The 23,428-nt window shown below is 71.9% G+C and carries 25 protein-coding genes; 5 read left to right on the top strand and 20 right to left on the bottom strand.

The window, feature by feature from the left end; all coding sequences use genetic code 11:
* Positions 1-156 precede the first annotated feature (156 nt).
* Positions 157-1,431 carry an acetyl-CoA C-acetyltransferase gene (locus AB0E83_RS27575; protein ID WP_362117408.1) on the top strand — a complete coding sequence of 425 codons (1,275 nt, stop codon included), beginning with the start codon at positions 157-159 and terminating at the stop codon, positions 1,429-1,431.
* Between the two features lie 158 nt (positions 1,432-1,589).
* Here the strand turns inward: AB0E83_RS27575 and AB0E83_RS27570 are convergent, their stop codons facing one another.
* Complete coding sequence (locus tag AB0E83_RS27570; protein WP_362117405.1) at positions 1,590-1,988, bottom strand: hypothetical protein; 399 nt, start codon at positions 1,986-1,988, stop codon at positions 1,590-1,592.
* A 263-nt stretch (positions 1,989-2,251) separates the two neighbouring features.
* On the opposite strand from AB0E83_RS27570, the gene AB0E83_RS27565 reads away from it, so the two are divergent.
* Positions 2,252-2,638: a peptidase inhibitor family I36 protein gene (locus AB0E83_RS27565; protein WP_362117402.1), complete on the top strand. Its 387-nt coding sequence runs from the start codon at positions 2,252-2,254 to the stop codon at positions 2,636-2,638.
* Between the two features lie 261 nt (positions 2,639-2,899).
* Here AB0E83_RS27565 and AB0E83_RS27560 read toward each other — a convergent pair whose 3' ends face one another.
* The gene (locus AB0E83_RS27560; protein ID WP_362117399.1) at positions 2,900-3,574 is read right to left on the bottom strand and encodes an antibiotic biosynthesis monooxygenase; all 675 of its coding nucleotides are present in this window, start codon (positions 3,572-3,574) and stop codon (positions 2,900-2,902) included.
* A gap of 83 nt (positions 3,575-3,657) precedes the next feature.
* On the opposite strand from AB0E83_RS27560, the gene AB0E83_RS27555 reads away from it, so the two are divergent.
* Positions 3,658-4,113, top strand: coding sequence for a nuclear transport factor 2 family protein (locus AB0E83_RS27555; protein WP_362117396.1), 456 nt, complete (start codon positions 3,658-3,660; stop codon positions 4,111-4,113).
* Between the two features lie 5 nt (positions 4,114-4,118).
* Here the strand turns inward: AB0E83_RS27555 and AB0E83_RS27550 are convergent, their stop codons facing one another.
* From AB0E83_RS27550 to AB0E83_RS27475, 16 genes are all read right to left on the bottom strand, one after another.
* Positions 4,119-5,180, bottom strand: a complete 1,062-nt coding sequence (locus AB0E83_RS27550) for a methyltransferase (RefSeq protein ID WP_362117393.1) — start codon at positions 5,178-5,180, stop codon at positions 4,119-4,121.
* A gap of 30 nt (positions 5,181-5,210) precedes the next feature.
* Positions 5,211-5,984 (bottom strand): SDR family oxidoreductase, encoded by a 774-nt coding sequence (locus tag AB0E83_RS27545; RefSeq protein ID WP_362117390.1) that lies wholly within the window; start codon positions 5,982-5,984, stop codon positions 5,211-5,213.
* Positions 5,969-6,457 (bottom strand): nuclear transport factor 2 family protein, encoded by a 489-nt coding sequence (locus AB0E83_RS27540; protein WP_362117387.1) that lies wholly within the window; start codon positions 6,455-6,457, stop codon positions 5,969-5,971. The genes AB0E83_RS27545 and AB0E83_RS27540 overlap by 16 nt, the downstream gene beginning before the upstream one ends.
* A complete protein-coding gene (locus tag AB0E83_RS27535; RefSeq protein ID WP_362117384.1) occupies positions 6,427-7,155 on the bottom strand; it encodes a 4'-phosphopantetheinyl transferase superfamily protein in 729 nt (242 codons plus the stop codon). Before AB0E83_RS27535 ends, AB0E83_RS27540 begins: the two co-directional genes overlap by 31 nt.
* Positions 7,152-8,624, bottom strand: a complete 1,473-nt coding sequence (locus AB0E83_RS27530) for an FAD-dependent monooxygenase (protein ID WP_362117381.1) — start codon at positions 8,622-8,624, stop codon at positions 7,152-7,154. The genes AB0E83_RS27535 and AB0E83_RS27530 overlap by 4 nt, the downstream gene beginning before the upstream one ends.
* Positions 8,625-8,631: 7 nt before the next feature.
* Positions 8,632-10,140 (bottom strand): FAD-dependent monooxygenase, encoded by a 1,509-nt coding sequence (locus AB0E83_RS27525; protein WP_362117378.1) that lies wholly within the window; start codon positions 10,138-10,140, stop codon positions 8,632-8,634.
* Between the two features lies 1 nt (position 10,141).
* On the bottom strand, positions 10,142-11,077 hold the full coding sequence (locus tag AB0E83_RS27520) for an aromatase/cyclase (RefSeq protein WP_362117375.1): 936 nt from the start codon (positions 11,075-11,077) through the stop codon (positions 10,142-10,144).
* 38 nt (positions 11,078-11,115) lie between these two features.
* Positions 11,116-11,913 (bottom strand): 3-oxoacyl-ACP reductase FabG, encoded by a 798-nt coding sequence (gene fabG, locus AB0E83_RS27515; protein WP_362117372.1) that lies wholly within the window; start codon positions 11,911-11,913, stop codon positions 11,116-11,118.
* A complete protein-coding gene (locus AB0E83_RS27510) occupies positions 11,910-12,179 on the bottom strand; it encodes an acyl carrier protein (protein WP_362117369.1) in 270 nt (89 codons plus the stop codon). The genes fabG and AB0E83_RS27510 overlap by 4 nt, the downstream gene beginning before the upstream one ends.
* A 9-nt stretch (positions 12,180-12,188) precedes the next feature.
* Complete coding sequence (locus AB0E83_RS27505) at positions 12,189-13,406, bottom strand: ketosynthase chain-length factor (protein ID WP_362117366.1); 1,218 nt, start codon at positions 13,404-13,406, stop codon at positions 12,189-12,191.
* Positions 13,403-14,683: a beta-ketoacyl-[acyl-carrier-protein] synthase family protein gene (locus AB0E83_RS27500; RefSeq protein WP_362117363.1), complete on the bottom strand. Its 1,281-nt coding sequence runs from the start codon at positions 14,681-14,683 to the stop codon at positions 13,403-13,405. Before AB0E83_RS27500 ends, AB0E83_RS27505 begins: the two co-directional genes overlap by 4 nt.
* Positions 14,680-15,009: a TcmI family type II polyketide cyclase gene (locus AB0E83_RS27495; protein WP_362117360.1), complete on the bottom strand. Its 330-nt coding sequence runs from the start codon at positions 15,007-15,009 to the stop codon at positions 14,680-14,682. Before AB0E83_RS27495 ends, AB0E83_RS27500 begins: the two co-directional genes overlap by 4 nt.
* A 128-nt stretch (positions 15,010-15,137) precedes the next feature.
* Positions 15,138-16,301, bottom strand: coding sequence for an MFS transporter (locus AB0E83_RS27490; protein ID WP_362117357.1), 1,164 nt, complete (start codon positions 16,299-16,301; stop codon positions 15,138-15,140).
* An 18-nt stretch (positions 16,302-16,319) separates the two neighbouring features.
* On the bottom strand, positions 16,320-17,516 hold the full coding sequence (locus AB0E83_RS27485; protein ID WP_362117354.1) for an argininosuccinate synthase: 1,197 nt from the start codon (positions 17,514-17,516) through the stop codon (positions 16,320-16,322).
* A 10-nt stretch (positions 17,517-17,526) separates the two neighbouring features.
* Positions 17,527-18,945, bottom strand: coding sequence for an argininosuccinate lyase (gene argH / locus AB0E83_RS27480; RefSeq protein WP_362117352.1), 1,419 nt, complete (start codon positions 18,943-18,945; stop codon positions 17,527-17,529).
* Position 18,946: 1 nt separating this feature from the next.
* Positions 18,947-19,447: a GNAT family N-acetyltransferase gene (locus AB0E83_RS27475; protein ID WP_362117349.1), complete on the bottom strand. Its 501-nt coding sequence runs from the start codon at positions 19,445-19,447 to the stop codon at positions 18,947-18,949.
* A gap of 781 nt (positions 19,448-20,228) precedes the next feature.
* Here AB0E83_RS27475 and AB0E83_RS27470 point away from each other — a divergent pair.
* The gene (locus tag AB0E83_RS27470; protein ID WP_362117346.1) at positions 20,229-20,750 is read left to right on the top strand and encodes a DUF4396 domain-containing protein; all 522 of its coding nucleotides are present in this window, start codon (positions 20,229-20,231) and stop codon (positions 20,748-20,750) included.
* Positions 20,751-20,812: 62 nt separating this feature from the next.
* Here the strand turns inward: AB0E83_RS27470 and AB0E83_RS27465 are convergent, their stop codons facing one another.
* Positions 20,813-21,430, bottom strand: coding sequence for an FMN reductase (locus AB0E83_RS27465; protein WP_362117343.1), 618 nt, complete (start codon positions 21,428-21,430; stop codon positions 20,813-20,815).
* On the bottom strand, positions 21,427-22,512 hold the full coding sequence (locus AB0E83_RS27460) for an LLM class flavin-dependent oxidoreductase (RefSeq protein WP_362117340.1): 1,086 nt from the start codon (positions 22,510-22,512) through the stop codon (positions 21,427-21,429). Before AB0E83_RS27460 ends, AB0E83_RS27465 begins: the two co-directional genes overlap by 4 nt.
* A 485-nt stretch (positions 22,513-22,997) precedes the next feature.
* Here AB0E83_RS27460 and AB0E83_RS27455 point away from each other — a divergent pair, with 485 nt between their 5' ends.
* Complete coding sequence (locus AB0E83_RS27455; RefSeq protein WP_362117337.1) at positions 22,998-23,372, top strand: peptidase inhibitor family I36 protein; 375 nt, start codon at positions 22,998-23,000, stop codon at positions 23,370-23,372.
* Positions 23,373-23,428 lie beyond the last annotated feature (56 nt).

Raw genomic sequence — 23,428 nt, 5'->3', positions numbered from 1 at the left:
TGGGCGCCGAGGCGTCGTCCGCCGCGCAGGTCGTCCGCGACGGGGGGCGCGGGCACGGAGCAGTCGCATGACCGGCCGGACAAGTCCTCCTGGTCCGGCGGGCAGAGAACGGGGCGGCCGGTCGACGGCGCGGGTGGCTGTGGTGATGCTGCGCACATGCTCTCCGATGGCAAAAGCATCCGTCGCGTCGCTGTCCTGGGTGGAACACGCGTGCCCTTCGCCCGGTCGTACGGGTCCTACGCGTCAGCCACGAACCGCGAACTGCTCACCACCGTCCTCGACGGACTCGCCGCACGATTCCGCCTGGATGGGGAGTGCCTCGGGGAGGTGGTCGCGGGAGCGGTGCTCAAGCACGCCGGCGACTTCAACCTGACACGCGAGAGCGTGCTCGACTCGCGTCTGGATTCCAGGACGCCCGCGTACGACATGCAGCAGGCGTGCACCACCGGAATCCAGACCGTCATCGCCGCGGCCAACAAGATCGCGGTGGGAGCGGTGGAGAGCGCGGTCGCCGGAGGCACCGACACCATGAGCGATGTGCCGATGGGGTTCAGCGACCAGCTGCGCACCGCGCTTGTCTCCGCACGACGCGCGAGGACCGTTCCGGCCAGGCTCCGCGCCCTGTCCGGGCTCCGTCCCCGGGACCTCGCGCCCGCGCTGGTCCATCCGGACACGCGTACAGGACTCTCGATGGGGGAGCACGTGGCGCTCTCGGCGCGTGCCTGGGGCATCGACAGGACCGCGCAGGACGAGCTGGCCGTCACCAGTCACCGGCGCCTCGCCGCGGCGTACGACAGTGGGTTCATGCGGGATCTCGTCGTGCCGCACCGCGGCCTGGACAGGGACGAGAACCTGCGGACCGACACGTCTGTTCACCGGCTCGCCCGGCTGCGGCCGGTCTTCGGGACGGGTGCGCCCGGGGCGACGATGACTGCGGGCAACTCGACCGCGCTCAGCGACGGGGCGGCCGTGGTGCTGTTGGCCTCCGAGGGATGGGCACGGCGACGGGGCCTTGAACCCCTGGCCTACCTCGTCGCGTTCGAGACGGCCGCGGTCGATTTCGCCGCACGGCCGGAGGATCCTCTCGACGGCATGATGATGGCGCCCGCCCGGGCCGTGCCCCGGCTGCTGCGGCGCGTCGGGCTCGGCATGGAGGACTTCGACTTCGTGGAGGTTCACGAGGCGTTCGCCGCCCAGGTGCTGGCCAATCTCGCCGCATGGGAGAAGGAGGGACTCGCACCGGTCGCCCCCGCCCGGCTGAACGCCGTGGGGTCCTCCCTGGCCACCGGGCACCCGTTCGCGGCGACAGGCGCCCGGATCGTCGCGACGCTGGCCAAGCTCCTGGCGGAGCGGGGTGGCCGCCGCGGTCTCGTGTCGCTGGGCGCGGCCGGTGGTCTGGGGGTCGCGGCGATCCTCGAGCGTCCGCTCTGACGTTTCGCCTGCCCCGGTCCCCTCCTCCCCCTCCCCCGCCCGAGGCGGCCCCTTCGAACCGCAGGGGGCAGGGGAAGCGGGGCGGTGAGCACGGGGGTACCGGGGGGGCACTTCCGTCGCCGCCGGGGTGACCGCCTCGGGGGCGGCCTGACCGGACGTCAGGACGTGCTGTACCAGAGGTAGGCATCGGCACCGGCGTTCGCCGTGGTGCCGAGCGCGTACGTGAGGGAGCCGCGGGCCGCGGTGAAGTGCGACGTACCGACGTAGAAGGTCGAGCCGCTGGTGTTGTAGGAGCCTCGCACCTTCGCGTAGGTGGTCGCGGCGCCGAGGCGGAGCGTCGTGCAGTTGCCCGGGAGGACGATCGTGGTCGAGACGTTCCCCTGCTGGGGCAGCTCCGCGCGCACCTTGTAGTTCCCGTAGGCGCACAGCTTGAAGACGTAGGGGGTGGCGCTCTCGGCCGACGCCGTGCCCGGCACCGCGACGGTGAGGGCGGCGGCGAAGGCAGCGGTGACGAAGCCGGAGAGCAGCCTCTTCCGGGTGCTGTCGGATCGCGGCATGACAGATCCTTTCCTTGCGTGGGGTGAGGTGCCCACACCCTAGGAAGGCGGCGTGCGGTTGACGCGGGCTCCTGCTCTCCTCTGCACCTTCGGCCCGGGGAGTGTGCCGGAGAAGCCGCCCGTCGGGCCGCTGTTCGGGCCCCCTGCCCCTGCGTACCGAGCACCGGGAGCGAAAGGGGAAGCGAGGGGAGGAAGGGCTGTGGGGGTGGCGGCGGCGCCTGGTCTGATGGCGGAAAGTTCGCTCCCGAGAAAGCGAGGGATCCATGAGCAGGACTGTTCGCCGTCTGGTCAGGCTGCTGGTCGCGTCCACCGCCCTGGTGGCATCGGCCGGCCTCTCCTCCGGTACCGCGTACGCGGGGACGCCCTGCGGGTCGACGTACACGCTCTGCGTCTACACCGACAACTACTACGAAGGGTCCCAGCTGCAGGTCTGGTCGCCGCAGGCGCCCAACTACAAGACGTTGGACACGATCGGCCTGCAGAAGTACAACGACAGGATCTCCTCGATCTCCAGCAACTACGGCCAGGCGATCTGTTTCTACTCGGACCCCCATTACAACGGCCTCCAGTTCAGGATCGGGCCCTGGGAGAAGTGGTCGTACGTTCCCGACTGGATCAACGACAAGATCTCCTCCTTCCGTCCCTGTTGACCCTGTTGACTCCGGCCGGCCGTGTCGGGACCCCGGTGCGCACCCGCCGAGGTCCCGGCACGCCTGGCCGACGCAGGGCACCAGGGACGTCAGGTCCTCTTCCAGGCGAGCCGGAACGGAGACCTTCAGCGGACCGCGGTGAGTTCCGGTGGCCGTGTACGAGCGGGTCACGGCATCCGGCTCGTACGTGTGGGCCACGGCCTGTCCGGCCTCGCTCCGGAAGGCCCTTCCCGGGGCGGCAGCGCCGTCAGGACCCCGTCGTCACGCCTCCGCGGACCGGGCGTGGATCACCTGATAGGCGCTGACCTCGCGGTCGGTCGAGAACTGGGCCACCCGGTCGTCGGACGTGTGCTCCTCGTGGCACATGCGCCTCCACGCCTCCAGGGAGTCCCACCGGCCGTAGTGCACCGCGAACGCGCCGTCGAAGCTCGCCGTCCCGACACCCCTCAGCACCGCGCTTCCCCGGCACCCCGGAACGCCGGAATGCCGGTCGGCCCGGTGCCGGAGGGCTTCCAGGAGCGGGGCGAGGTCCTCGTCCCGGCAGCGCGCCAGCTCGATCACCGTGCAGCCGGTCGCATCACCGTCGAGAGGGATCTCGGTGTTCCGTCCCTCGGGCGTGCTCGTGTGGATCACCGACGTCTGGAGCAGGCGCATCGTGACGGCGAGCTCACGGAAGATCGGCAGCTCACGGTGGCGGAACGCCTCGTCCGTGGCGTTCCGCGCTTCCATGTCCTCGCGGCTGCGCCACTGGATCAGGTTCGCCGAGCCGGGGCTGAGCACATCCTCGTGGAGGGTGCTCGACACCCATCCCGGATAGTCGGCGCGGTCGATGACGTCGCGCATGACGCCGATCAGCCGGAGCTGGTCGCCCACCGAATCGGTGGAAAAGATGTTGAGGACGGTCAGCAGGCCGTCGTCGGGCATGAGAACGGGCATGAGGTCTTCCCCTGAGGCTCTTGCAACGGCCTCTTCCGGCCGTTTCGGAACATGAGAAAAAAAGCCGAACCCATACTGGTCACATGAATGACGGAGACGGGCTCGAAATCGCATCCCTCTTGAATCGCTATATTCTCGGTCTTGACGACGAGGACGTGGTACTGGACGAGAAGTGGGCCTGTGGAATATTCACCCGCGACGCTGTGGTGACATTTCCGGTCGGCGAGTCCAGAGGAATCGAGGAGATCGTCCAGGACCACCGTCGCATGCTCGCGGCCTGGGAGCGTACGCAGCACATGCATTCGCCCGCCGACGTCGTCGTCGCGGGCGACTCCGCCAGGCTCGTGGCGCATGTGGTCGCCACCCACGTCCACCGGACCGGAAGCCCGCCGCACGCGCCCACCGCCGACCCGCCCACGTTCTCCGCGGGCACATTCGTCTCGGCCGGGGTCCGGCGGACCGCCGACGGCTGGAGGTTCACCAGCCTGGGCTTCCGGCTGCGCTGGACCCGGGGCACCCCTCCGCACGCGCGGGGGTGAGCGCCTCAGCCGGTCCCCGGGACGAACTCGATGACGGAACGGGCGGCCACCTGGCCCGCCGTCGGGTGGGCGGCGACGTAGGCGAGGCCGGCGTGCTCGGCCAGTCCGGCCAGCTCGTCGAGGGTGCGTTCCTTCCCTCCGAAGAACGTGAGCATCCGCAGGTCCATCACCGTGTTCGGGTTCCTGCCGTCCTCGCCCACCTGCTCGATGACGAACACCCGGCCGTCCTCTCCCGCCGCCTCGGCGCACCGGGAGAGGACGGCCCCACAGGCGTCGTCGTCCCAGTCGTGGAGGACCGAGGAGAGCACATAGCCTCCGGCCCCCGCGGGCAGAGGATCGAAGAAGCTGCCGGCGACCACGTCGGCGCGTGCGTCCACGTCACGTTCGCCCAGCGTGCGCTTGGCCTCCTCGGCCACGCCCGGCAGGTCCAGGACGGTGCCGCGCAGCGTGGGGTGGGCGGTCAGCAGCGCTGCGAGGAGCTCTCCGCTCCCCCCTCCGACGTCGACGACGCTGCCCAGGGCGGACCAGTCGTACGCCGCCGCGATCGCCGGCGAGTCCCTCGCGATCACGTTCGCCATCTGCGCGGTGAAGGAGCGGGCGAGCTCGGGGCGGGCGGCGAGGTCGTCCCAGAAGCCCCTGCCGAACCGCCGCGGATATCCCGGGCTCCCCGTGGCGACCACGGCGGGGAGTTCGACGAGGCTGAGGTCGGCGCGGCCGACCGCCCCCTCCAGGTCCCAGAGGTGTCGCATGCCCGACGGGTGGTCCGAGCGCAGGACGGCGCCCCGGTCCGTCAGTTCGTACGCACCATCGTCGTACCGGAGCAGGCCCACGGTGACCAGGTGGTCGAGCACGCGGCCCAGGGCGCCGGCGTCGACGCCGGTGGCCCGGGCGAGGGCGTCCGCGCCGGATCGTCCGGCGAGGATGTGATCGGCGACCGCCAGGGTGGCGGCGGTCCGCACCGCCATGGGGGTGACGAGGTCTCCGAGGCGCCACAGGTCCAGGTCGGGGCGGGCTCCGGCGTGCGCCGGCCGGGGCGGTGCGTCCTGGGAGGTCGGGGGTTCCTGCACGGTGTTCTCCTTACCGGGTGCGGTGGCGCTTCAGCGGGAAGCGCCGTCCACGGGCAGGTCGATGCCCGTGATGTTCTGGTTGGCCGTCGAGCAGAGGAAAACGATGGCGGCGGCCACGTCCTCGGGGCGGGAGATCCGGCCGGTGGCGCTCGCCTCCGCGAGTCCCTTCACGGCCTGATCTCCCAGACGTGCCCGCAGCCTGCTTCCGTCGATGGCCCCGGGGCTGACGACGTTGACGAGGATGCCGTCCCGTCCGAGCTCCACCGCCAGGCTGCGGGCCAGACCGTGCAGTGCCGCCTTGGTGGTCGCCATGGCGGGCTGGTAGGCGGTCCGTCCGGCGCGACCGCTCACCCAGCCGGTGGAGGAGACGTAGACGATCCTTCCCCATCCCGTCTTCCTCATCGCGGCGACGGCGAGCTGAGTGGTCCGGTACGTTCCGCCGATGTCGGAGCGCATCTTGGGCTGCCACGCCGCCGGCGGCACCTCCTCGAAGGGTCCGGGGGCGAGGACGGGGCCGTAGGTGGCGTTGGCCACGAGCGCGTCGAGAGAGCCCCAGCGGTCGAGCACGGTCTCCACGGCGGCCTCGACGGACGCGAGGTCCCCGAGCGCGTACGGCAGGACCAGCGCCTCGCCGCCGAGCGTCTCGATGTCCCTCGCCACCGCACGGGCGGCCTCCGGGCGGGTGTGGTACGTGATCGCCACGCGGGCCCCTTCGGCGGCGAACGCCCGCGCCGTGGCGGAGCCGACTCCGTCTCCCGAGCCGGCGGTCACGAGGACCGTCCTCCCGTTCAGTCCGAGGTCCACGGCTGTGCTCCCTTCGTCGTCGTGTTCTCCCCCGCGGGTCCGGCCTTCGTGTCGCTCGCGCGCCCTTCCCGTCCCGGGGCCGTGGGGCGCGCCCCGATGTCCTCGTAGTCGCGCAGTTCCTCGATCAGGCCGTCACGGGCCCGCAGCACGAGGACGAAGCAGGGGTTGTACGGTTCCCGGGAGCCGAGCACGACCCCGTTCATCGTGAACTCGGCGACGGCCACGCCGTTTTCCGGGAGCTCGTGGATGACCAGGGGGTCGACCGCGTGGAACCGGACGGGGGCGGAACAGACGCCCTCGAGGTAGTGCCGTCGTATCGCCCGGCGGCCGCGGACGGACGGGCGGCCGGGGCGGAACGGATTCCGGTGGACGGCGTCCGGGGCGTAGAGGTCGGCCGCGGCGGCCGCGTCCCGTTCCATGACCGCGGCGAGGAGTTCTCGGATCAGTCGACCGGGGGACCGGCTGTCAGACATGGGGGTTCCTTGGGGTCGAGGCGGTGTGTGCGGACGGTGACGCGGCAGGAGGGATCCGCCCGCAGGGCCAGGGCCGCCGCGTGCCGGGGCGGAGCCGTGAGGTTCCGTACCGCCCAGCCGTGGGGCGACGCGGCCGTGGGACGCAGGTCGTGGGCGCGCAGCGAGTCGTCGAGCAGACCGGTGCCGATGCCCTTCAGGAATGCCTCTTTGCGGGTCCAGAGCCGTGCGAAGGCCCGGGGGCGGTCCGTTTGTGGTGTGGCCTCCAGCTCGGCGATTTCCAGCGGGTGGAGGCGCCCCGCGACGTGCTCGACCGTCCCGTGCGGCGGCTCCCGTTCCAGGTCGACGCCCACCGTCGTGGTCGCCACAGCGAGCAGCATGGTGTCACCGCAGTGCGTCATCGAGAAGCTCAGCGGCCTTGGCGGATCGACGAGTTCGGGTCTGCCGTGCGGCCCGCCGCAGCCGGCGCAGGCGGACCGGGTGACGCGCACGGCACCGGCGGTCGTCGCCCCGTACGCCGCCAGGATCCGGCGCATCGCGGTGTGCGCGCGTTCGTAGCGCTCTCGGTCCGCATCGCGGCGGAACCTGCCCGCTGTCCACAGTTCGTGCCGGTCGAGGAGCTCTCTGCTCGCCGGAACGATCCGCAGGTCCACGGACCAGAGATCGACCGGTTCCGCGCCCGTCGGCGGGGTGGGGGTCACCGCGGGTGCGTCCGCGGTCCGAACCAGCGGGTGAGCGCCGAGGCCAGGCCCGCCGGGTCGGTTCCCGCCCAGGCGATGTGCCCGTCCGGCCGGACCAGGACGGTGTCCGTCGCCGGCGGCGGGGTGTCGGCGACAGGCATGGGAGTCACCGTGAGCACCCGGTCCTTCCAGGGTTCGGCGGCGGACCTGATGGCGGCGGAGCCGGTGGGGTTGAGGACGACGGCGTGTCCGTGCCGGAGCAGATGGGCCGTGCTGGTCGCTCCGTCGTCCGTGCGCAGCGGGGAGGGCGGGAGCCTGCGGCCGACGAGCGGATGCGTCTCCTCGGGGTCGTGGTAGCGGACGTCGAGCCCGCTGACGGCCCCGGCGAGGTGCCTCTTGACCTCGTCATGCTCGAGCAGTTCCCCGAGGAGGGTCCGCAGGGGTTCGGATTCCTCGCCGCCCAGGAAGATCGTGCCCTGGGCACGGGTGAGCTCCAGGACCCGTTCGGCCACCGGGTGGCGCTCCTGGTGGTAGGTGTCCAGCAGCATGGGCGGGGCGTCGCCACGGACCACGGCGGCGAGCTTCCAGCCGAGGTTCATCGCGTCCAGGATGCCGAGGCTCATGCCCTGGCCGCCCGCCGGCAGGTGGATGTGGGCGGCGTCCCCCGCGAGCAGCACCCGGCCCCGGCGGTATTCGGAGGCCTGACGGGTGGCGTCCGTGAAGGAGCTGGCCCAGGTGGCGCTGCCGCCGCGGAGGGATTCGCCGGTGATGCGTTCCCAGGCCGCCGCGACCTCCTCGAACCGCGGCGCGGAACCGGTGTCGGCGTCGGCGGTGGGGCTCTTGCTCGGGCAGACGACGATGCGGTCCAGGCCGTCGCCGAGGGGGGCGGCCATGACCATCCCGCGCGGGTTCCTCTCGCCGAGGGGTCTCGGCCGGACGGCGAGGCCGGCGACGTCGGCGAGGTACATCGTCCGGGTCGCGGGGGTTCCCGGGAAGGCGAAGCCGGCGAGGCGGCGGACCGTGCTCCGGCCTCCGTCGCAGCCGACCGCGTACGCGGCCGTCACCTTCCGGGGGCCCTCGGGGGTGTCGCAGGTCAGCTCGACGGACGCGCCGTCGTCGTCGAGGGCGACGACCTCCCATCCGCGTCGCAGCCGGGCTCCCCGCTCCACGGCCCAGTCGGCGAGCACCTGCTCCACCTGTGACTGAGGGATGCCGCGGGCGCCGAAGTGCGCGCCGTCCAGGACGGTGTAGTCGAAGCGCACTCCGCCGAAGTGGCCCTGGGGGCTGGTCTCGATCTCGCCGAACCGCGGCAGGAGGCCCCGCTGGTCGAACGCTTCCATGGCCCGCGCGGTGAAGCCCAGCCCGCGCGACTGCCGTGTCGGCTCGGGCAGCCGCTCGACGACGAGGACCTCCGCCCCGCCGAGCCGCAGTTCGGCGGCGAGCACGAGGCCGGTGGGTCCGGCCCCGATCACGATGACGTCGCTCCGCACCGTTGTGTCACCTCGTCATTCCAGTGGGCGAAGGGGAAGGGGATGCCGACGGGGTCGGCGCCGGTACCGAGCCGTCCGCGGGGTCGTTCCCGTGCGGCGCGAACCACTGCCTCACGGCACGGGTCAGTGCCGCCGGGTCCTCGCCCGCCCAGGCCACGTGGCCGTCGGGCCGGACCAGGACGAATCCGGAGGGCGGGATCCGGCCGCCGGCCCTGCCGCGCCCGGGGGTGGTGAGCAGGTCGGCCGTCCGTACGGGGACGGGCCTCGCGTCCAGGTGGATGAGGACTCCCCGGCCCGCGCGTCCGGCGGCCTCGAGTGCTTCGGCCGAGTCGTCGTGGAGGTCCTCGGCCGGAAGCCGGGCCCCGGTCAGTGCGTCGCCGTCGCCCCGGCCGTACCGGATGCCGAGGCCGCTGATGATTCCGGCCACACGCGACCGGACCGGTTCGCGGGCGAGCCGCTCCCCGGCGAGTCTCCGGAGCGGTTCCGTCTCCGCTCCTCCGAGGAGGAGCCGGGACTGCTGCCGGACGTTGTCGAGAACTTCCGCCCCCGCGCGGTGGCGTTCGGTGTGGTAGCTGTCGAGCAGGCCGGGCGAGGCCCTGCCCGTCGCCTGCCGGGCGAGTTTCCATCCGAGGTTGACGGCGTCCTGGAGGCCGAGGTTGAGCGCCTGTCCGCCCACGGGGAGTTGCTGGTGCGCCGCGTCGCCGGCGAAGAGCACCCGCCCCAGACGGTAGGCGGCGAGCTGCCTGCTGCCGTCGTGGAGGCTGTTGATCCACAGCGGTTCCGCACCGCTCAGATCCTCGCCCGTGACGTCGCGCCAGACCTCCAGGAGTGAGCGCAGGTCCGGTGCGGAGGAGGGCGGTCGGCGCTGTCCGGCGTGCGAGTGGACGATCAGCCGGGTGACTCCACCGGTGCCGGATGCCGCTACGGCGAAGCCCCTGGGGAGGCGTTCGAACCGGCGCGGTCGCGGGGAAACGCCGGTGATGTCCGCGCGCAGCAGCCACCGCGTCGGCGGCCGGCCGGGGAAGTCGGCGCGCGTCAGGCGCCGTACCGTGCTGTCCTCCCCGTCGCAGGCGACCAGGTACGAGCACCGCAGGTCGGCCGGGCCGCGGGGGCCGGTGACGGTCGCCCGCACCCCTTCCGGGTCCTGGCGCACGTCGGTGAGTTCCCACCCGCGCCGGATCTCGGCCCCCAGTCCGCCCGCCCACTCGGCCAGCACCTGCTCCAGGCGCTGCTGGGGGACCTTCCACACGCCCGAAAAGGCGCAGGGGAGGGTGAGGTCCAGGGGAATGCCGGCGAAGTGCCCGTGGGTGTCGTGGGCGGGTGAGCCCAGGGCATCGGTCAGTCGTCGGCTGTGGAGGATCTCCATCGTCCGTGCGTGCACCGTCGACGCGCGGGACTCGCCGCACGCCTCGCGCCTCCGTTCGACGACCACGACCTCGGCACCGCCGAGTCGCAGTTCGCCCGCGAGCATCAGCCCGACCGGTCCCGCGCCCACCACGACGACCTGTGCGTCCATGTCAGCGGAGCCGTTCGACGGACGTCTTGGCGAGCTGGAGGGTGGCGCGGCTGTTGGCGCCGAGCGCGGACCGCACGTACTCCTTGGCCTGGTCCGGGGTCGCCGCGGCGCCGAGGACGCGGGGAATCGCGTGCTCGTTGACGACCACCGCGTGCCGGGAGGTGGCCGCCACGTCGTCGCCGTCCTGGACGAAGGTCCACTGCCCGGTGTGCAGGGTCATCAGGGCGGGGAGCATGGTCTGCTTGTAGACGATCCTGCCGGGGGCGAATCCCACGCGGTACGAGACGGTGGTGTGGGTGGAGCCGTCGGGCGCCCGGGTCTCCATCTCCAGGCGCTGTACTCCCGGCTCCTCCTCGTCGAGACGGACGGCGGCGACGTGCGGGAGCCGGACGGGCCACTGATCGGCCCGGTCGACGAACGCGTAGACCTCCTCCAGGGGGCCGCGGATCCGCACGGTGTCCTCGAAGACGAGGACCTCGGGGTCACGCCGTTCCAGGTGGCTCTTGAGCGCGGCCAGTTCGGCGTTCGAGTTGCGGTCGACGGCCCGATCGATCCAGTCGAGGCCGTGCGGATCGTCTCCGACGGCTCGGAACCGGTGGTGCAGCCGGACCCGGGACCGGTGCGGATCGAGCGGTTCGACGGTCCAGGCGCCCTCCATCGAGGCGACGGGCGCGGCGCTGACCTCCTGGCGGAACTCGATGCGCTTCCGGGAGGGGTCGAGGCGTCTTCGGGACGTCCACTGCTTGGCCCGGCCGTTGGCGGTGGCCCAGATCCTGATGCGCTCGGTGTCGCCGTCGCCCTCCAGGTGCTCGACGTGGAGGGTGGGCGGGAACACCGTCGGCCAGGTGGCCACGTCGGCCAGCTGCCGGTAGACCGTCTCGGCCGCCGCGGCGACGTCGACGCTGTGTTCCGCCTCGCGTGTTTCGGGTGCCGGCATCACGGTGCCTTTCGAAGGGGATGAGAGCGGGACGGTCGTCAGAAGTTGCCGAGTCCGCCGCAGACGTTGAGGGCCTGGGAGGTGATGGAGGCGGCCGCGTCGGACGCCAGGTACGCGACGAGTCCCGCGACTTCGGCGGGGGTCGTGTACCTGCCGAGCGGGATCTTGGCGCGGAAGCGTTCGTGCACCGTCTCCACGGGAAGTCCCAGCGCCGCGGAGTACCCCTCGCGTACGCGCTGGGCCATCGGCGTCTCCACGTAGCCCGGGCAGACGGCGTTGACGGTGATCCCGGTGGGGGCGAGTTCGTTGCCCAGTGCTTTGGTGAACCCGACGACGCCGTGTTTGGAGGCCGAATAGGGAGCTCCGAGGACCACTCCCTGCTTGCCCGCGGTGGAGGCGATGTTGATGATGCGGCCCCTCGTCTTATGGCGCATCCCGCCCGTGTTGAGCACTTCGCGCGTCATCCGGAACACACTGGTCAGGTTCGTCTCGATGACGTCGTGCCAGAGTTCGGGCGCGAGGTCGGCGGTGGCCCCGCCTCCGCTCCTTCCGGCGTTGTTGACGAGGACGTCGACGGTGCCGTACGTGTCGACGGCGGCCCGGACGAAGCGGTGGACCTGCTCGTCCGAGCGGACGTCCACGGGACAGCCGTCCACGTCCAGGCCCTCGTGGCGGAACAGCTCGATCGTCCTGCCGATGTTCTCGGCGGTGCGGGCGCCGAGGAAGACGCGGTGGCCGCCCCGGGCGAGCTGCCTGACGGTCTCGAGGCCGATGCCGCTGGTGCCGCCCGTCACCAGCGCCACGCGCCGGTGCGGCCCGGGGGTGCCGGTGGTCATGTTCTCGCCTCCGAGGCCGGTTCGAGCAGGGCGTTGACGGCCGCCAGCAGATCGCGCGGCGTCCTCAGGACGTCGACGGCGTCGTCGGGCAGCCGGACCTTCCGGGCGCGTTCGACGCGGCCCGCCGTCTCAAGGAGGACGAGCGAGTCGACGCCGAGGGCGACCCAGTCGGTGTCGAGCCCGCCGGCCAGGTCGAGGCTCTCGTCCGTGCCCGCGGCGGTCAGCTCCGCCGCGAGCTCCTCCACGGTGAATTCCGGTGTCTCCATGCCTGTTCCTCATCTGTCCGTAAGCGCGGTGACCACGAGCGCCGAGTTGAATCCGCCGTGGCCGCGGGCCACGACGAGGGCCGTACGGACCTGTCCCGGACGCGGCTCGCCGACGACGAGGTCCAGCTCGTACTCCTGGCGGGGTCGTACGTGGGCCGTGTGGGGGACCACGGAGTCCCGCATGGCCAGGCAGGCAGTGGCGAGGTCCAGGGGGCCGGCTCCCGAGGAAAGGCGTCCGGTCAGCGTCTTCGGAGCCGTGACCGGGACCCGCCCGGGTCCGAAAACCGCGTTCAGGGCCTCGGCCTCGACCGCGTCGAGTTCCGGGGTTCCGGCCGCGTCCGCGAAGACGACGTCGACGTCCTCGGGCAGGACGGACGCGTCCTCCAGCGCCAGCTCGACGGCGCGCCGCAGTCCTGGCGGGCGGCCGGTCCCCGGAGCGGGGTCCATGGTCGCTCCGTAGCCGGCGAGCTCCCCGTATCCGTGAGCGCCCCTGGTGTCGGCCGACTCCCGCGCTTCGACGATCAGCACGGCTCCGCCTTCGCCCGGAACGTGGCCGTGGGCGCGGGGGTCGAACGGCAGATAGGCGCGGCGGGGGTCGTCGGCGGTGCTGAGCCGGCCGCCGGTGAGGTGGGCGACCCAGCCCCAGGGGCACAGGGCGGAGTCGACCGCCCCGGAGATCACGGCGACCGTCCCCTTGCGGATGTTCCTCCGCGCCAGGGCCATCGCGTCCAGACCGCCGGCTTGCTCGCCGACGAGCACGCCGCTCGGGCCGCGGGTGCCGTGGCGGATGGAGAGCTGGCCCGAGTTGACCGCGTAGAACCACGCGAACGACTGATAGGCGCTGACGTGCTCGGGACCCGAGCTCCACAGGTTCCGGAGCTCTCGTTGTCCGAACTCGAAGCCTCCCGACGACGCGGCGGTGGCGACTCCGATGTCGGACGAGTCCATGGCGGCGGGGTCCAGACCGGCGTCCCGCAGAGCCCAGTCCGCGGCCGCGAGTGTCATCCGGGTCGTGCGGTCGGTCTGGGGCAGCAGCCGGGCGGGGAGGTGCTCCCGGGCCGTGAAACCGGTGATCTCGCCGGCGAGCCGGGCCGGGTAACCGGAGGCGTCGAACCTGCTGATCGGCCGGATGCCGTTGTGTCCGCGGAGCACGGCCGCCCAGTACTCCCGCAGCCCGAGTCCGTTGGGGGAGGCGATGCCCAGGCCCGTGATCACGGCGGCGGTCATCGGTTCCTCCCGGCCGGGGCCACCAGGACCATCGCGCTCTGGAAGCCGCCGAAGCCGCTGCCGACCGTGAGGACGGCGTCGGTCCGGTGCTCCCGGGCGGTGTTCGGGACGTAGTCCAGGTCGCACTCGGGGTCGGGATGGTGGAGGTTGGCCGTCGGAGGGATCACGTCGTGTTCCACGGCGAGAGCGCAGGCCGCCACCTCGATGGCGCCGATGGCGCCGAGGGAGTGTCCGATCATCGACTTGATGGAGCTCACCGGTGTCCGGTGGGCGTGCTGCCCCAGCGCCCGCTTGAAGGCCGCCGTCTCGTGCCGGTCGTTCTGGCGGGTTCCGGAGCCGTGGGCGTTGACGTAGTCGAGCGTCTCCGGGGGGAGCCGCGCTTCCTGGAGGGCGCCGCGGATCGCTTCGGCCATCTCGGCGCCGTCCGGTCGAAGGCCCGTCATGTGGTAGGCGTTCGAGCGGGTGGCGTACCCGGCGATCTCGGCGTAGACGTGCGCACCGCGGCGGCGGGCGTGTTCGTACTCCTCGAGGACGAGGACCGCGGCGCCCTCGGCGAGGACGAACCCCTGGCGGGTGGCGTCGAAGGGCCGGGAGGCGTGCTCGGGATCGTCGTTGCACGGGCTGGTCGCCTTGATCGCGTCGAAGCAGGCGACGGTGATCGGGGAGATCGGGGCGTCGGTCGCACCCGCCACCGCGATGTCCACGAGGCCGTCACGCACCAGATCGGCAGCGTGGCCGATGGCGTCGATGCCCGACGTGCACCCCGTGGACACGACCGTCCCGGGTCCTTCGGCGCCCGTGGCCCAGGCGACCTCCGTGGCGAAGGAGCTCGGCACGAAGGCCTGGTAGAGGTGGTTCGGCGCGTAGCGGTGGTCCACTTCGTGCAGGCGGCCGCCGTCGCTCGCGACGCGGTACTCCCGGTCGAGGGAGACCGTCGCGCCGACGGCCGTACCGATCACCACCCCGACCCGTTCGGGCTTCAGCCCGGCCGGGGAGATCCCGCTGTCGGACATCGCCGCACGGGCCGCGACCACGGCGAACTGCGCCGCGCGGTCCATGCGCCGGGTCTCCTGGGGTGTGAGCCCCGACCGCTCGGGGTCGAAGTCGACTTCCGCCGCGATCTGCGAGCGGAAGGGGGAGGGATCGAAGGCGGAGATCCGGCGGGTCGCCGTGCTTCCAGAGGTGACGAGCTGCCAGAAGTCCTTCTTTCCCTGGCCGCCGGGGGCGATCACGTCGATCCCGGTGATCACGACCCTCCTTCCCGGATCCGGTTTCACGACGCGGCTTCCCAGCGGTAGAAGCACCGCGCCATGGCGTCCGACGGTGAGGTCCAGGTGGAGGGGTCGAAGGCGGAGACGTACGGCTTGAGCTCCGCGCTGATGGAGGTGAAGCGGGGATCGTGCCTGTGCCGCTCGATGCGTTCTCCGCCGTCGGGCCGGGCAAAGTCCTGCAGGTGGAAGTAGAGCCCGTGGTAGGTGAACAGTTGCCGGCGGAGGGTACCCATCCGCTCGGGCATGTCCGTGGCGTCGAAGTCGGAGAAGAGCTGCGCGACTCGGCCGGCGGAGCCCTCCTCCATCCGCGCCACGATCAACGTGCTGTGCATGGCCCTCCTCGGCCGATCCGGCGTGTGGGGCACGAGCATCGCCGACGGCCGTCACGCGGCCGCCGTCCGGAGGCGGAACGTGCCCGATCTACCGGGCAACGCCGCCTTAGGGGGCAGCGGGCGTCCCCTCAGCGGCTGTGCCCCCGTGGCCGGAGCGCCGCCGCCGAGACGGCGAGGGCCAGCGCCCACAGGAGGGCCAGGGACAGGGGCATGCCGTCGGCTCCGCCGGCGTCCATGGCGGCTCCCGCGTACGGCGGCCCGAGGATCCCGCCGATGCCCCAGACGACGGCGAACGCCGTGTTGCCCAGGAGAAGGCTCTCGCCGTCGAGATCCGCGCCCAGGATGCTCAGCACCAGGGGGTAGCCCGCGAAGGCGACACCGCCCCACACGGCCACCACGGGCCACAGCCACAGCCCCCACCCCATCGCCGTCGGCAGCAGGACGGCACCGAGGGTGCCCCCGGTGAGGGACAGCAGCAGGGCACCGCGGCCACCGATCCGGTCGGCCAGCCAGCCGAGCGGGAACTGCAGGGTGACCTGGCCGGCGAGCAGCGCCGCGAGGGCCAGCTCGCCCTCACCGGAAGCCATGCCGTGCGCGTCCGCGTACAGGGGCAGGAACTGCAGGGTGACCGCGTCGAAGACGGAGACGGCCAGGACCGCGACCAGCAGGACGGACAGGCGGCGCAGGAGCGTCGCCACCCGCAGGCGTCCGACGGCGGCCATCGGGGGCATCCGGGCCTTCGCCGACCACAGCGGCCAGAGGGCGACCAGCGGGCTGAGCACCGCGACCGCCAGAGCCGGGCCCCTGGAACCGTTCGACAAGCCGAGCAGTACGGGACCGGCGCAGAACCCCAGGGCGAGGACGGAGGTGTACACGGTGAGGAGCCGGCCGCGATGGGCGGGGGCGGACGCTTCGCTGATCCAGGTCTCGCTGAGGACGAACAGGGCGACCGCGCAGCTGCCCAGCACCGCCCGGAGGAGGAACCACGACGCGAGCGATTCGGTCACGGCGAGCAGGCCCAGTACGGCGGCGCTGCCGACGGCCGAGGCCGCCATCAGCCGCCAGGGGCCGAAGCGGCGCACCAGGGCAGGGAGCACCAGCGCGGTCAGCACCATGCCCAAGGGAGTCATCGCGCCGTTGAGTCCGATCTCGGTGTCGGAGGCCCCCCTCTCCTTGAGCATGCGGGACAGCAGCGGATAGGTGACGCCGAGGGTCACGCCGAAGACACCGATGACGACGATCGGTCCTACGGCCTCGCGCACCGGCCGGGCGTCGCGGTCGTGCGGAAGCACGGGCTGGAACTGCACCGGTCAGCCGCCGTTGACCTGGTTCCACACCCTGCTGGGCAGGCCGAAGATGTCGATGAATCCCTCGGCACTGCTCTGATCGAACACGCAGTCGCTGCCATAGGTCACCAGTTCGTGCCGGTACAGGGAGCGCTCGGCGTTCCGCGCCGCCACCGAGACGCCGCCCTTGTAGAGCTTGAGTGTGATCGCGCCGGTGACGGTCCGCTGGGTGGAGTCGAAGAACGCGTCGAGAGCGGCGCGCAGGGGCCCGTGCCACAGGCCGTCGTAGACGGCCTTGCCGTAGACGGCTTCCAGGCGGCGCTTCTCGCCGAGTACGTCGGCGGGCAGCGCGAGGTTCTCCAGTTCCTGGTGGGCCCGGATGAGGAGGAGCATGCCCGGCGCCTCGTACAGCTCGCGTGACTTGACGCCCACGACGCGGTTCTCCAGCATGTCGATGCGCCCCACACCGTGGTTGCCGCCGAGGGCGTTCAGCCTTTCGAGGATCACGAGCGCCGGGAGGCGTTCGCCGTCGAGGCTCACGGGTGTTCCGGCGTCGAAACCGACGGTGACGTAGGCCGGGTGGTCCGGAGCCTCCTCGGGGGCCGTGGTCAGGGCCCACACTTCCTCGGTCGGTTCCCAGGAGAGGTCCTCGATCGGGCCGGCTTCGACGTTGCGCCCGAGGACGTTCAGGTCGACGGCCCACGGCTTCTCCTTGGTGACGTGCGGCTCTATGCCGAACTTCTCCGAGTAGGCGATGGTCTCGGCGCGGCTGAAGGGCCACACCCGGGCGGGGGCCAGGATCTCGAGGCGGGAGTCGAGCAGGCCGACGGTCAGGTCGAGCCGGACCTGGTCGTTGCCCTTCCCGGTGCAGCCGTGCGCGACGGCACCGCACCGGTACGCGTGCGCGGTCTCGACGAGGAGCTCGCCGATCAGGGGGCGGCCGAGCGCGGACGACAGGGGGTACTGGCCGTCGTAGAGGGCGTTGGCACGTACCGCGGGGAACCCGAACTCGCGGACGAACCTCTCCTTGGCGTCCACGACGACGGAGACGTCCGCGCCTGCCGACAGCGCCTTCTCCCGGACGGGGCCCAGCTCCGCGCCCTGCCCGAGGTCCACGGCCATGGCCACGACGAAGTCGGCGCCCATCTCCTCGCGCAGGTAGGGGATGCAGGCGGTGGTGTCCACGCCGCCCGAGTACGCCAGTACGACACGCTTGGTCATGGTCTTCTCCTCAGTCGGTTTCGGTGTTGCGCCGGTGCAGTTCGGCAGCCGCTTCGCGCACGAGGGCGGGGGCGGTTCCGCCGGGCGAGTTCCTGCGGGTGACGGCGTGCTCGACCGTCAGCACCTCGGCGGGGAGCGTCGCGAACCGCTCGTCGAACCCGGCGAGGTCCCCGGGCGCGGCGTCCTTCAGCTCCTTGCCCTGGACGCCGAGCCACTTCACGAGGCCGGCGACGACGGTGTGCGCCTCGCGGAAGGGCAGGGAGCGGTCGGCCACGAGCCAGTCGGCCAGGTCGGTGGCGACGGCGTTGCCGAGCGCGGCGTCGGCACGGGTCTTCCGGGTCCGGAAGGTGATGCCGCGCAGCATCGCCTCGGCCGCCCGCACGCTCACCTCCAGGGTGTCGGCGGCATCGAACAGCGCTTCCTTGTCTTCCTGCATGTCGCGGCTGTACGCCAGCGGCAGGCCCTTCATGACGGTGAGCAGTGCCATGAGGTCGCCGAAGACCCGGCCCGACTTGGCTCGCATGAGTTCGGGAAGGTCCGGGTTGCGCTTCTGCGGCATGATCGACGATCCGGCGCACAGGTGCTCGGGAAGTTCGATGAAGCCGAACTGCGGGGTGCTCCAGATGACCAGTTCCTCTCCGAGGCGCGAGAGGTGCACGGCGAGCGTGGCGCCGGCGGAGAGGTAGTCGAGGATGAAGTCGCGGTCGGACACGGCGTCGAGCGAGTTGCGGAACACGCGACCGAAGCCGAGCCGCCGCGCGGTGTCCTCGGGGTCGACGGGATGGACGGTCCCGGCGAGGGCGGCAGCGCCGAGGGGGGATTCGTCGAGGCGTCGCCGGGCGGACCGCAGCCGGTCGCGGTCTCGGAGCAACATCTCCCCGTAGGCGAGCAGGTGGTGTCCGATGGTCACGGGCTGCGCGCACTGGAGGTGGGTGAAGCCGGGCATCACGTCGCCGTGATGGGCCTCGGCCCGAACCGCGATGACCGTGATCAGGCGGGCCAGGAGGGCGTCGAGCCGGTCGATCGCGTCCCGTACCCACATGCGGGTGTCGACGGCGACCTGGTCGTTGCGCGAGCGGGCGGTGTGCAGGCGGCCGGCGACGGGCCCGATGAGGGTCCGCAGGCGGGCCTCCACGTTCATGTGGACGTCCTCGAGCGCGGGATCGAAGGTGAACGCACCGGTCCGGATCTCTTCGCGGACGAGTTCCAGACCGGCGACGATCGCGTCGGCCTCCTGCTCCGTGATGACCCGGCGCGCGGCGAGCATGCGTGCGTGGGCGATGGACCCGTCGATGTCGTGCCGGGCCAGGCGGTGGTCGAACCGGACGGAGGCGTTGATCTCCTCCAGGAGGGAGCTGTTGCCGGTGAGCCAGCCGTGCCAGACCTGTTCGTCGTGCGGAGCGGCATTCGTGCCAGTGGCTCCACTCATGTCAGCGGCTCCCCTCGTGCCTGAGGACGGCCACCGCGAAGTCGAAGGAGCAGCCGAACTCCCGCTTCTTCCTGCGGATCTCACGCAGCCGATAGGCGCTGCACAGCCACTGCGCCTTGTACAGGACGGTGAGGAAGACCTTCCGTCGCAGGGAGCCCCGGACGAACTCCGCCTCGTTCGGCAGGAGCTGGAAGCCCGAGCGCTCGGCGATCCGCCCCATCCCGGGGGAACAGAAGAACAGCAGGAGGTGGCGCTCCGATGTGCGCAGAACACGTAGAGCGCCCTGCAGCATCTCCCGTCCGATCCCTCGTCCCCGGTACTCCTCCCGGACGTACACCACGGCGATCTCGCTCCAGCGGCCCCAGAGGTGGTGCACGAGCAGCGCTCCCGCCAGTTCCCCGCTGTCGAGATCGACGAAGGCGAAGGTGTCACGGCCCCCGGTCCATTCCCGGGCGCTGTAGCCGGTGATGTGCGGTGACTCTCCGATGAGGTTCGTGATCACGGCGGATTCGGTTCGGCTGAGCGGCCGGCGCTGCAGTTCGAGCCCCGCCGGGCGCCGGTGGGCAAGCCGGGTGCCGTCCGCGGGGGGTGACAGCGTCGTCCCGGCTCGTTCCGGTGGGTGCGGCATGGTGGTGCCCTCCTCATGAGGGATGGGTGGGTTCGGTCCTCGGCCGAGGGCGTGCGGCACTGCCCGTTGGCGACACAGGGATTACATTCATGTTAGGTATCAGCGGCAAGTCGCAGGCGCGCTTCGAGCAAGGTCTCGTCCTTCGTGCACCCAAGTTTGGAACGTCGGGCCGAAAGGGCACGCCCTCACAGGATTGGCCTCGATCACCTAACAGATAGGTATAGAGGTCGCTGTGTTCAGACCACCACGGCTGCCGGGTGTCTCGGTCGGCCCGGCCTGGCCGCGCAATCCACGGGGCCGGCGGGGCGCTCACCCGCCTGGTCCCTCCCCGCGCCGCCGGGCCCCATCGCGCGGACGTCGCGCGCACGGCGGCCCGTCTCGCCCTGCTGCCCCCGGCCGGTGTCCTCCGATGGGCCGGAGTCCGAGGAGCCGGCCTCCGTGGCCGGCCTCCTCGGCGGGAAGGGCGAGCGGTGAAGGGCTCCGGTACCTGGTCGGTCGCTGGTTTCCGCGAGCGTGCAGTCCTGGAACAGCGGGAGGCGCCCTGGGGATAGAACCGCCCGAATCAGCTTTCCTACGGTGATTCGAGATCAAGGGCGCGGAACGGAGCACCGGTGCCTGCCCGCCGAACAAGGTCACCAGCAGAGAGGCAACCTCCATGAACCACTCCCACGGGGCGTCCCACCGACCGGCACACGCCCGGCACGACGCCGGGCCGAGAGCCGCGGCGCACGATCACCGGACAGGCGCCACCTGGGGCATGGCCGCGAAGGCGACCGCGCACTGTCTGAGCGGGTGCGCCGTCGGCGAGATCCTCGGCATGGTCATCGGGACCTCCCTGAGATGGGGCAACGTCCCGACGATGGCCCTGGCGATCACGCTGGCTTTCGCGTTCGGCTACGCGACCACCCTGGCCGCCGTCGTACGGGCCGGGCTCGGCCTGAGCGCCGCGTTCAAGGTCGCCCTGGCCGCGGACACCGTGTCGATCGCCGTCATGGAGATCGTCGACAACGGCATCATCGCGCTGGTCCCGGGGGCCATGGACGCCCACCTGACGGACAGCCTGTTCTGGACGTCCCTGCTCGGTGGGTTCGCGGTCGCGTTCGTGGTCACCACACCGGTCAACAAGTGGATGATCGGTCGCGGCAAGGGCCACGCCGTCGTCCACGCCCACCACTGACGCCGCCACCCCGGGGGAGCCGCCGTGCGCTGATGCCGGCGGCTCCTCGGCTCCTCGGCTCCTCAGTCGAACCGGAGGTCGGAGAGCCCGCGTTCCAGCGCGGTGACCTCGTCCTCCGGCTCCCCCGCCGTCTCCGGCCGGGCGGCCATCGACAGAGCGAGTTCGGCGCCCGCCCTCCGTATCCGGGCCGGCAGGCCCTCGGTGTACCCGTCGCCACCCGCCCCCCAGTCCTCCGAGGCCGCGTACACCGCGGTGGGCACCACCACCGCCCTCAGATAGGCGAAGAGCGGGCGCAGGGCGTGTTCCAGGACCAGGGAGTGGCGGGCCGTTCCCCCGGTCGCCGCGACGAGGACCGGCGTACCGGTCAGGGCGGCCGGGTCGATCAGGTCGAAGAAGGACTTGAACAGGCCGCTGTAGGAGGCGGTGAACACCGGCGTCACGGCGATCAGTCCGTCCGCTCGCGTCACCGCGTCGACGGCGGCGGCCAGGGGCGGCGCGGGAAACCCGGTCACGAGGTGGCCGGCGACGGCGAGGGCGAGCTCGCGCAGTTCGACGACCTCCACCTCCGCCTCGCGCCCCCGGGCGGCGAGGCCGTCGCGGACGGCCTCCGTGAGGCGGTCGGCGAGCAGGCGGGTGGAGGACGGGGTGCTCAGCCCCGCGCAGACGGCGACCAGCCTCACGCCGCGCCCCCGTCCCGGGCGGCGCGCAGCGACGCGTGGGTCGGGGCGTCCGGGACGCCGGCCGGGCGGAGGTTCGCGAACTCCTTGCGCAGCACGGGGACGACCTCCTCGCCGAGGATGTCGAGCTGTTCCAGGACCGTCTTCAGCGGCAGCCCCGCGTGGTCCATCAGGAACAGCTGGCGCTGGTAGTCGCCGACGGTCTCGCGGAAGGACAGGGTGCGCTCGATCACCTGCTGGGGGGAGCCGACCGTCAGCGGGGTCTGCTCGGTGAACTCCTCCAGCGACGGGCCGTGGCCGTAGACCGGCGCGTTGTCGAAGTACGGGCGGAACTCCCGTACCGCGTCCTGCGAGTTCTTCCGCATGAAGACCTGGCCGCCGAGGCCGACGATCGCCTGCGCCTCGGTGCCGTGGCCGTGGAACGCGTACCGCCGCCGGTACAGCCGGACCATCCGCCGGGTGTGGTCGGCCGGCCAGAAGATGTTGTTGTGGAAGAAGCCGTCGCCGTAGAACGCGGCCTGCTCGGCGATCTCGGGGGACCTGATGGAGCCGTGCCAGACGAAGGGCGGGACGCCGTCCAGCGGGCGCGGCGTCGAGGTGAAGCCCTGCAGCGGGGTGCGGAACGTGCCCTCCCAGTCCACCACGTCCTCGCGCCACAGCCGGCGCAGCAGCGCGTAGTTCTCCCGGGCGAGGTTGATGCCCTGGCGGATGTCCTGGCCGAACCACGGGTAGACCGGGCCGGTGTTGCCGCGGCCCATCATCAGGTCCACGCGCCCGTCGGCCACGTGCTGGAGCATCGCGTAGTCCTCGGCGATCTTCACCGGGTCGTTGGTGGTGATGAGCGTCGTGGCGGTGGACAGGACCAGCCGTTCGGTGCGGGCGGCGATGTAGCCGAGCATCGTGGTCGGCGAGGACGGCACGAACGGCGGGTTGTGGTGCTCGCCGGTCGCGAAGACGTCGAGTCCGACCTCCTCCGCCTTGAGCGCGATGGCGATCATCGCCTTGATGCGCTCCCCCTCCGAGGGGGTGCGGCCGGTGGTGGGGTCGGGGGTCACGTCCCCCACGGAAAAGACTCCGAACTGCATGGGTACCTCTTCGCTCCCGTATCGATGCTTGTTCCGGAATGTAGGCGCCTGCCGGGCGGGCCTCCGTGTCCGTGCGCGCCGAGGTCTTGCCTGTCAGCGCCCGGGCCGCGCGGGGCCCGGCCGCGGTCACCGGTGCCGGGTGGGTGGGCCGTCCTCGCTCCCGGGGCTCGGACGGGCGATCAGGAGCTGCACGGCGGCCGTTCGGGGTCGTACGGTCGTGGACGGACACCCACAGGACGGGAAGGTCCGCCGGAAGCCGGTCCCCGCGTCCCCGCACGTGCGCGGGGGCCGGTCCCGTCCCTCCCCTGCCGCGGTCTCCGCGCACGCCGCCGGGCTCCCGCCCTCACGCGCCCTCGGCCGGACGGGAGCCGCGTTACCTGAAAGTACTCACCGCCCCGCATTCCGGGAGGAGAGAGCGGTACGAGGCCGTTCTTCGCACCCGCGGGTGGTCGACTGGTGCTCCCGATCCCCGAACGAGGAGCGTCATGAAGTATTCCCGTATCGCCGCGCTGTTCGCCGCTGCCGCCACCACGGCCGGCCTGGGCATAGTGGGCGGCTCGCCCGCGTCGGCCGCGAGCGTCCCGTGCATGGGCGACACCTTCAGCCTCTGCCTGTACACGAACAGCTACTACGGCGGAGAGCAGCTCACCCGCAGCAAGGGCGACTGGGACCCGTCGCTCCCGGGGCTGGGCGGCTTCGACAACCGGATCTCCTCCATCAACAGCAACCACGGCAAGCCGTTCTGCTTCTACAGCGAGCGCAACTACCAGGGTGAGGTCTTCCGGATCGGCCCGTGGGAGGAGTGGGCCACCCTTCCCGGCTGGATCGACAACGACATCCAGTCCTTCCGGGTCTGCTGACGGCCGCACGAAAGCGGGGGGGGGGGGCCGGGGGGCGGGGGGGGGGGGGGCGGGGT

The organism is Streptomyces sp. NPDC035033 (assembly GCF_040636735.1).
GTDB lineage: Bacteria > Actinomycetota > Actinomycetes > Streptomycetales > Streptomycetaceae > Streptomyces.
The sequence above is the reverse complement of the archived record's forward strand: the minus strand, read 5'-3'. Positions and strand labels throughout refer to the sequence as shown.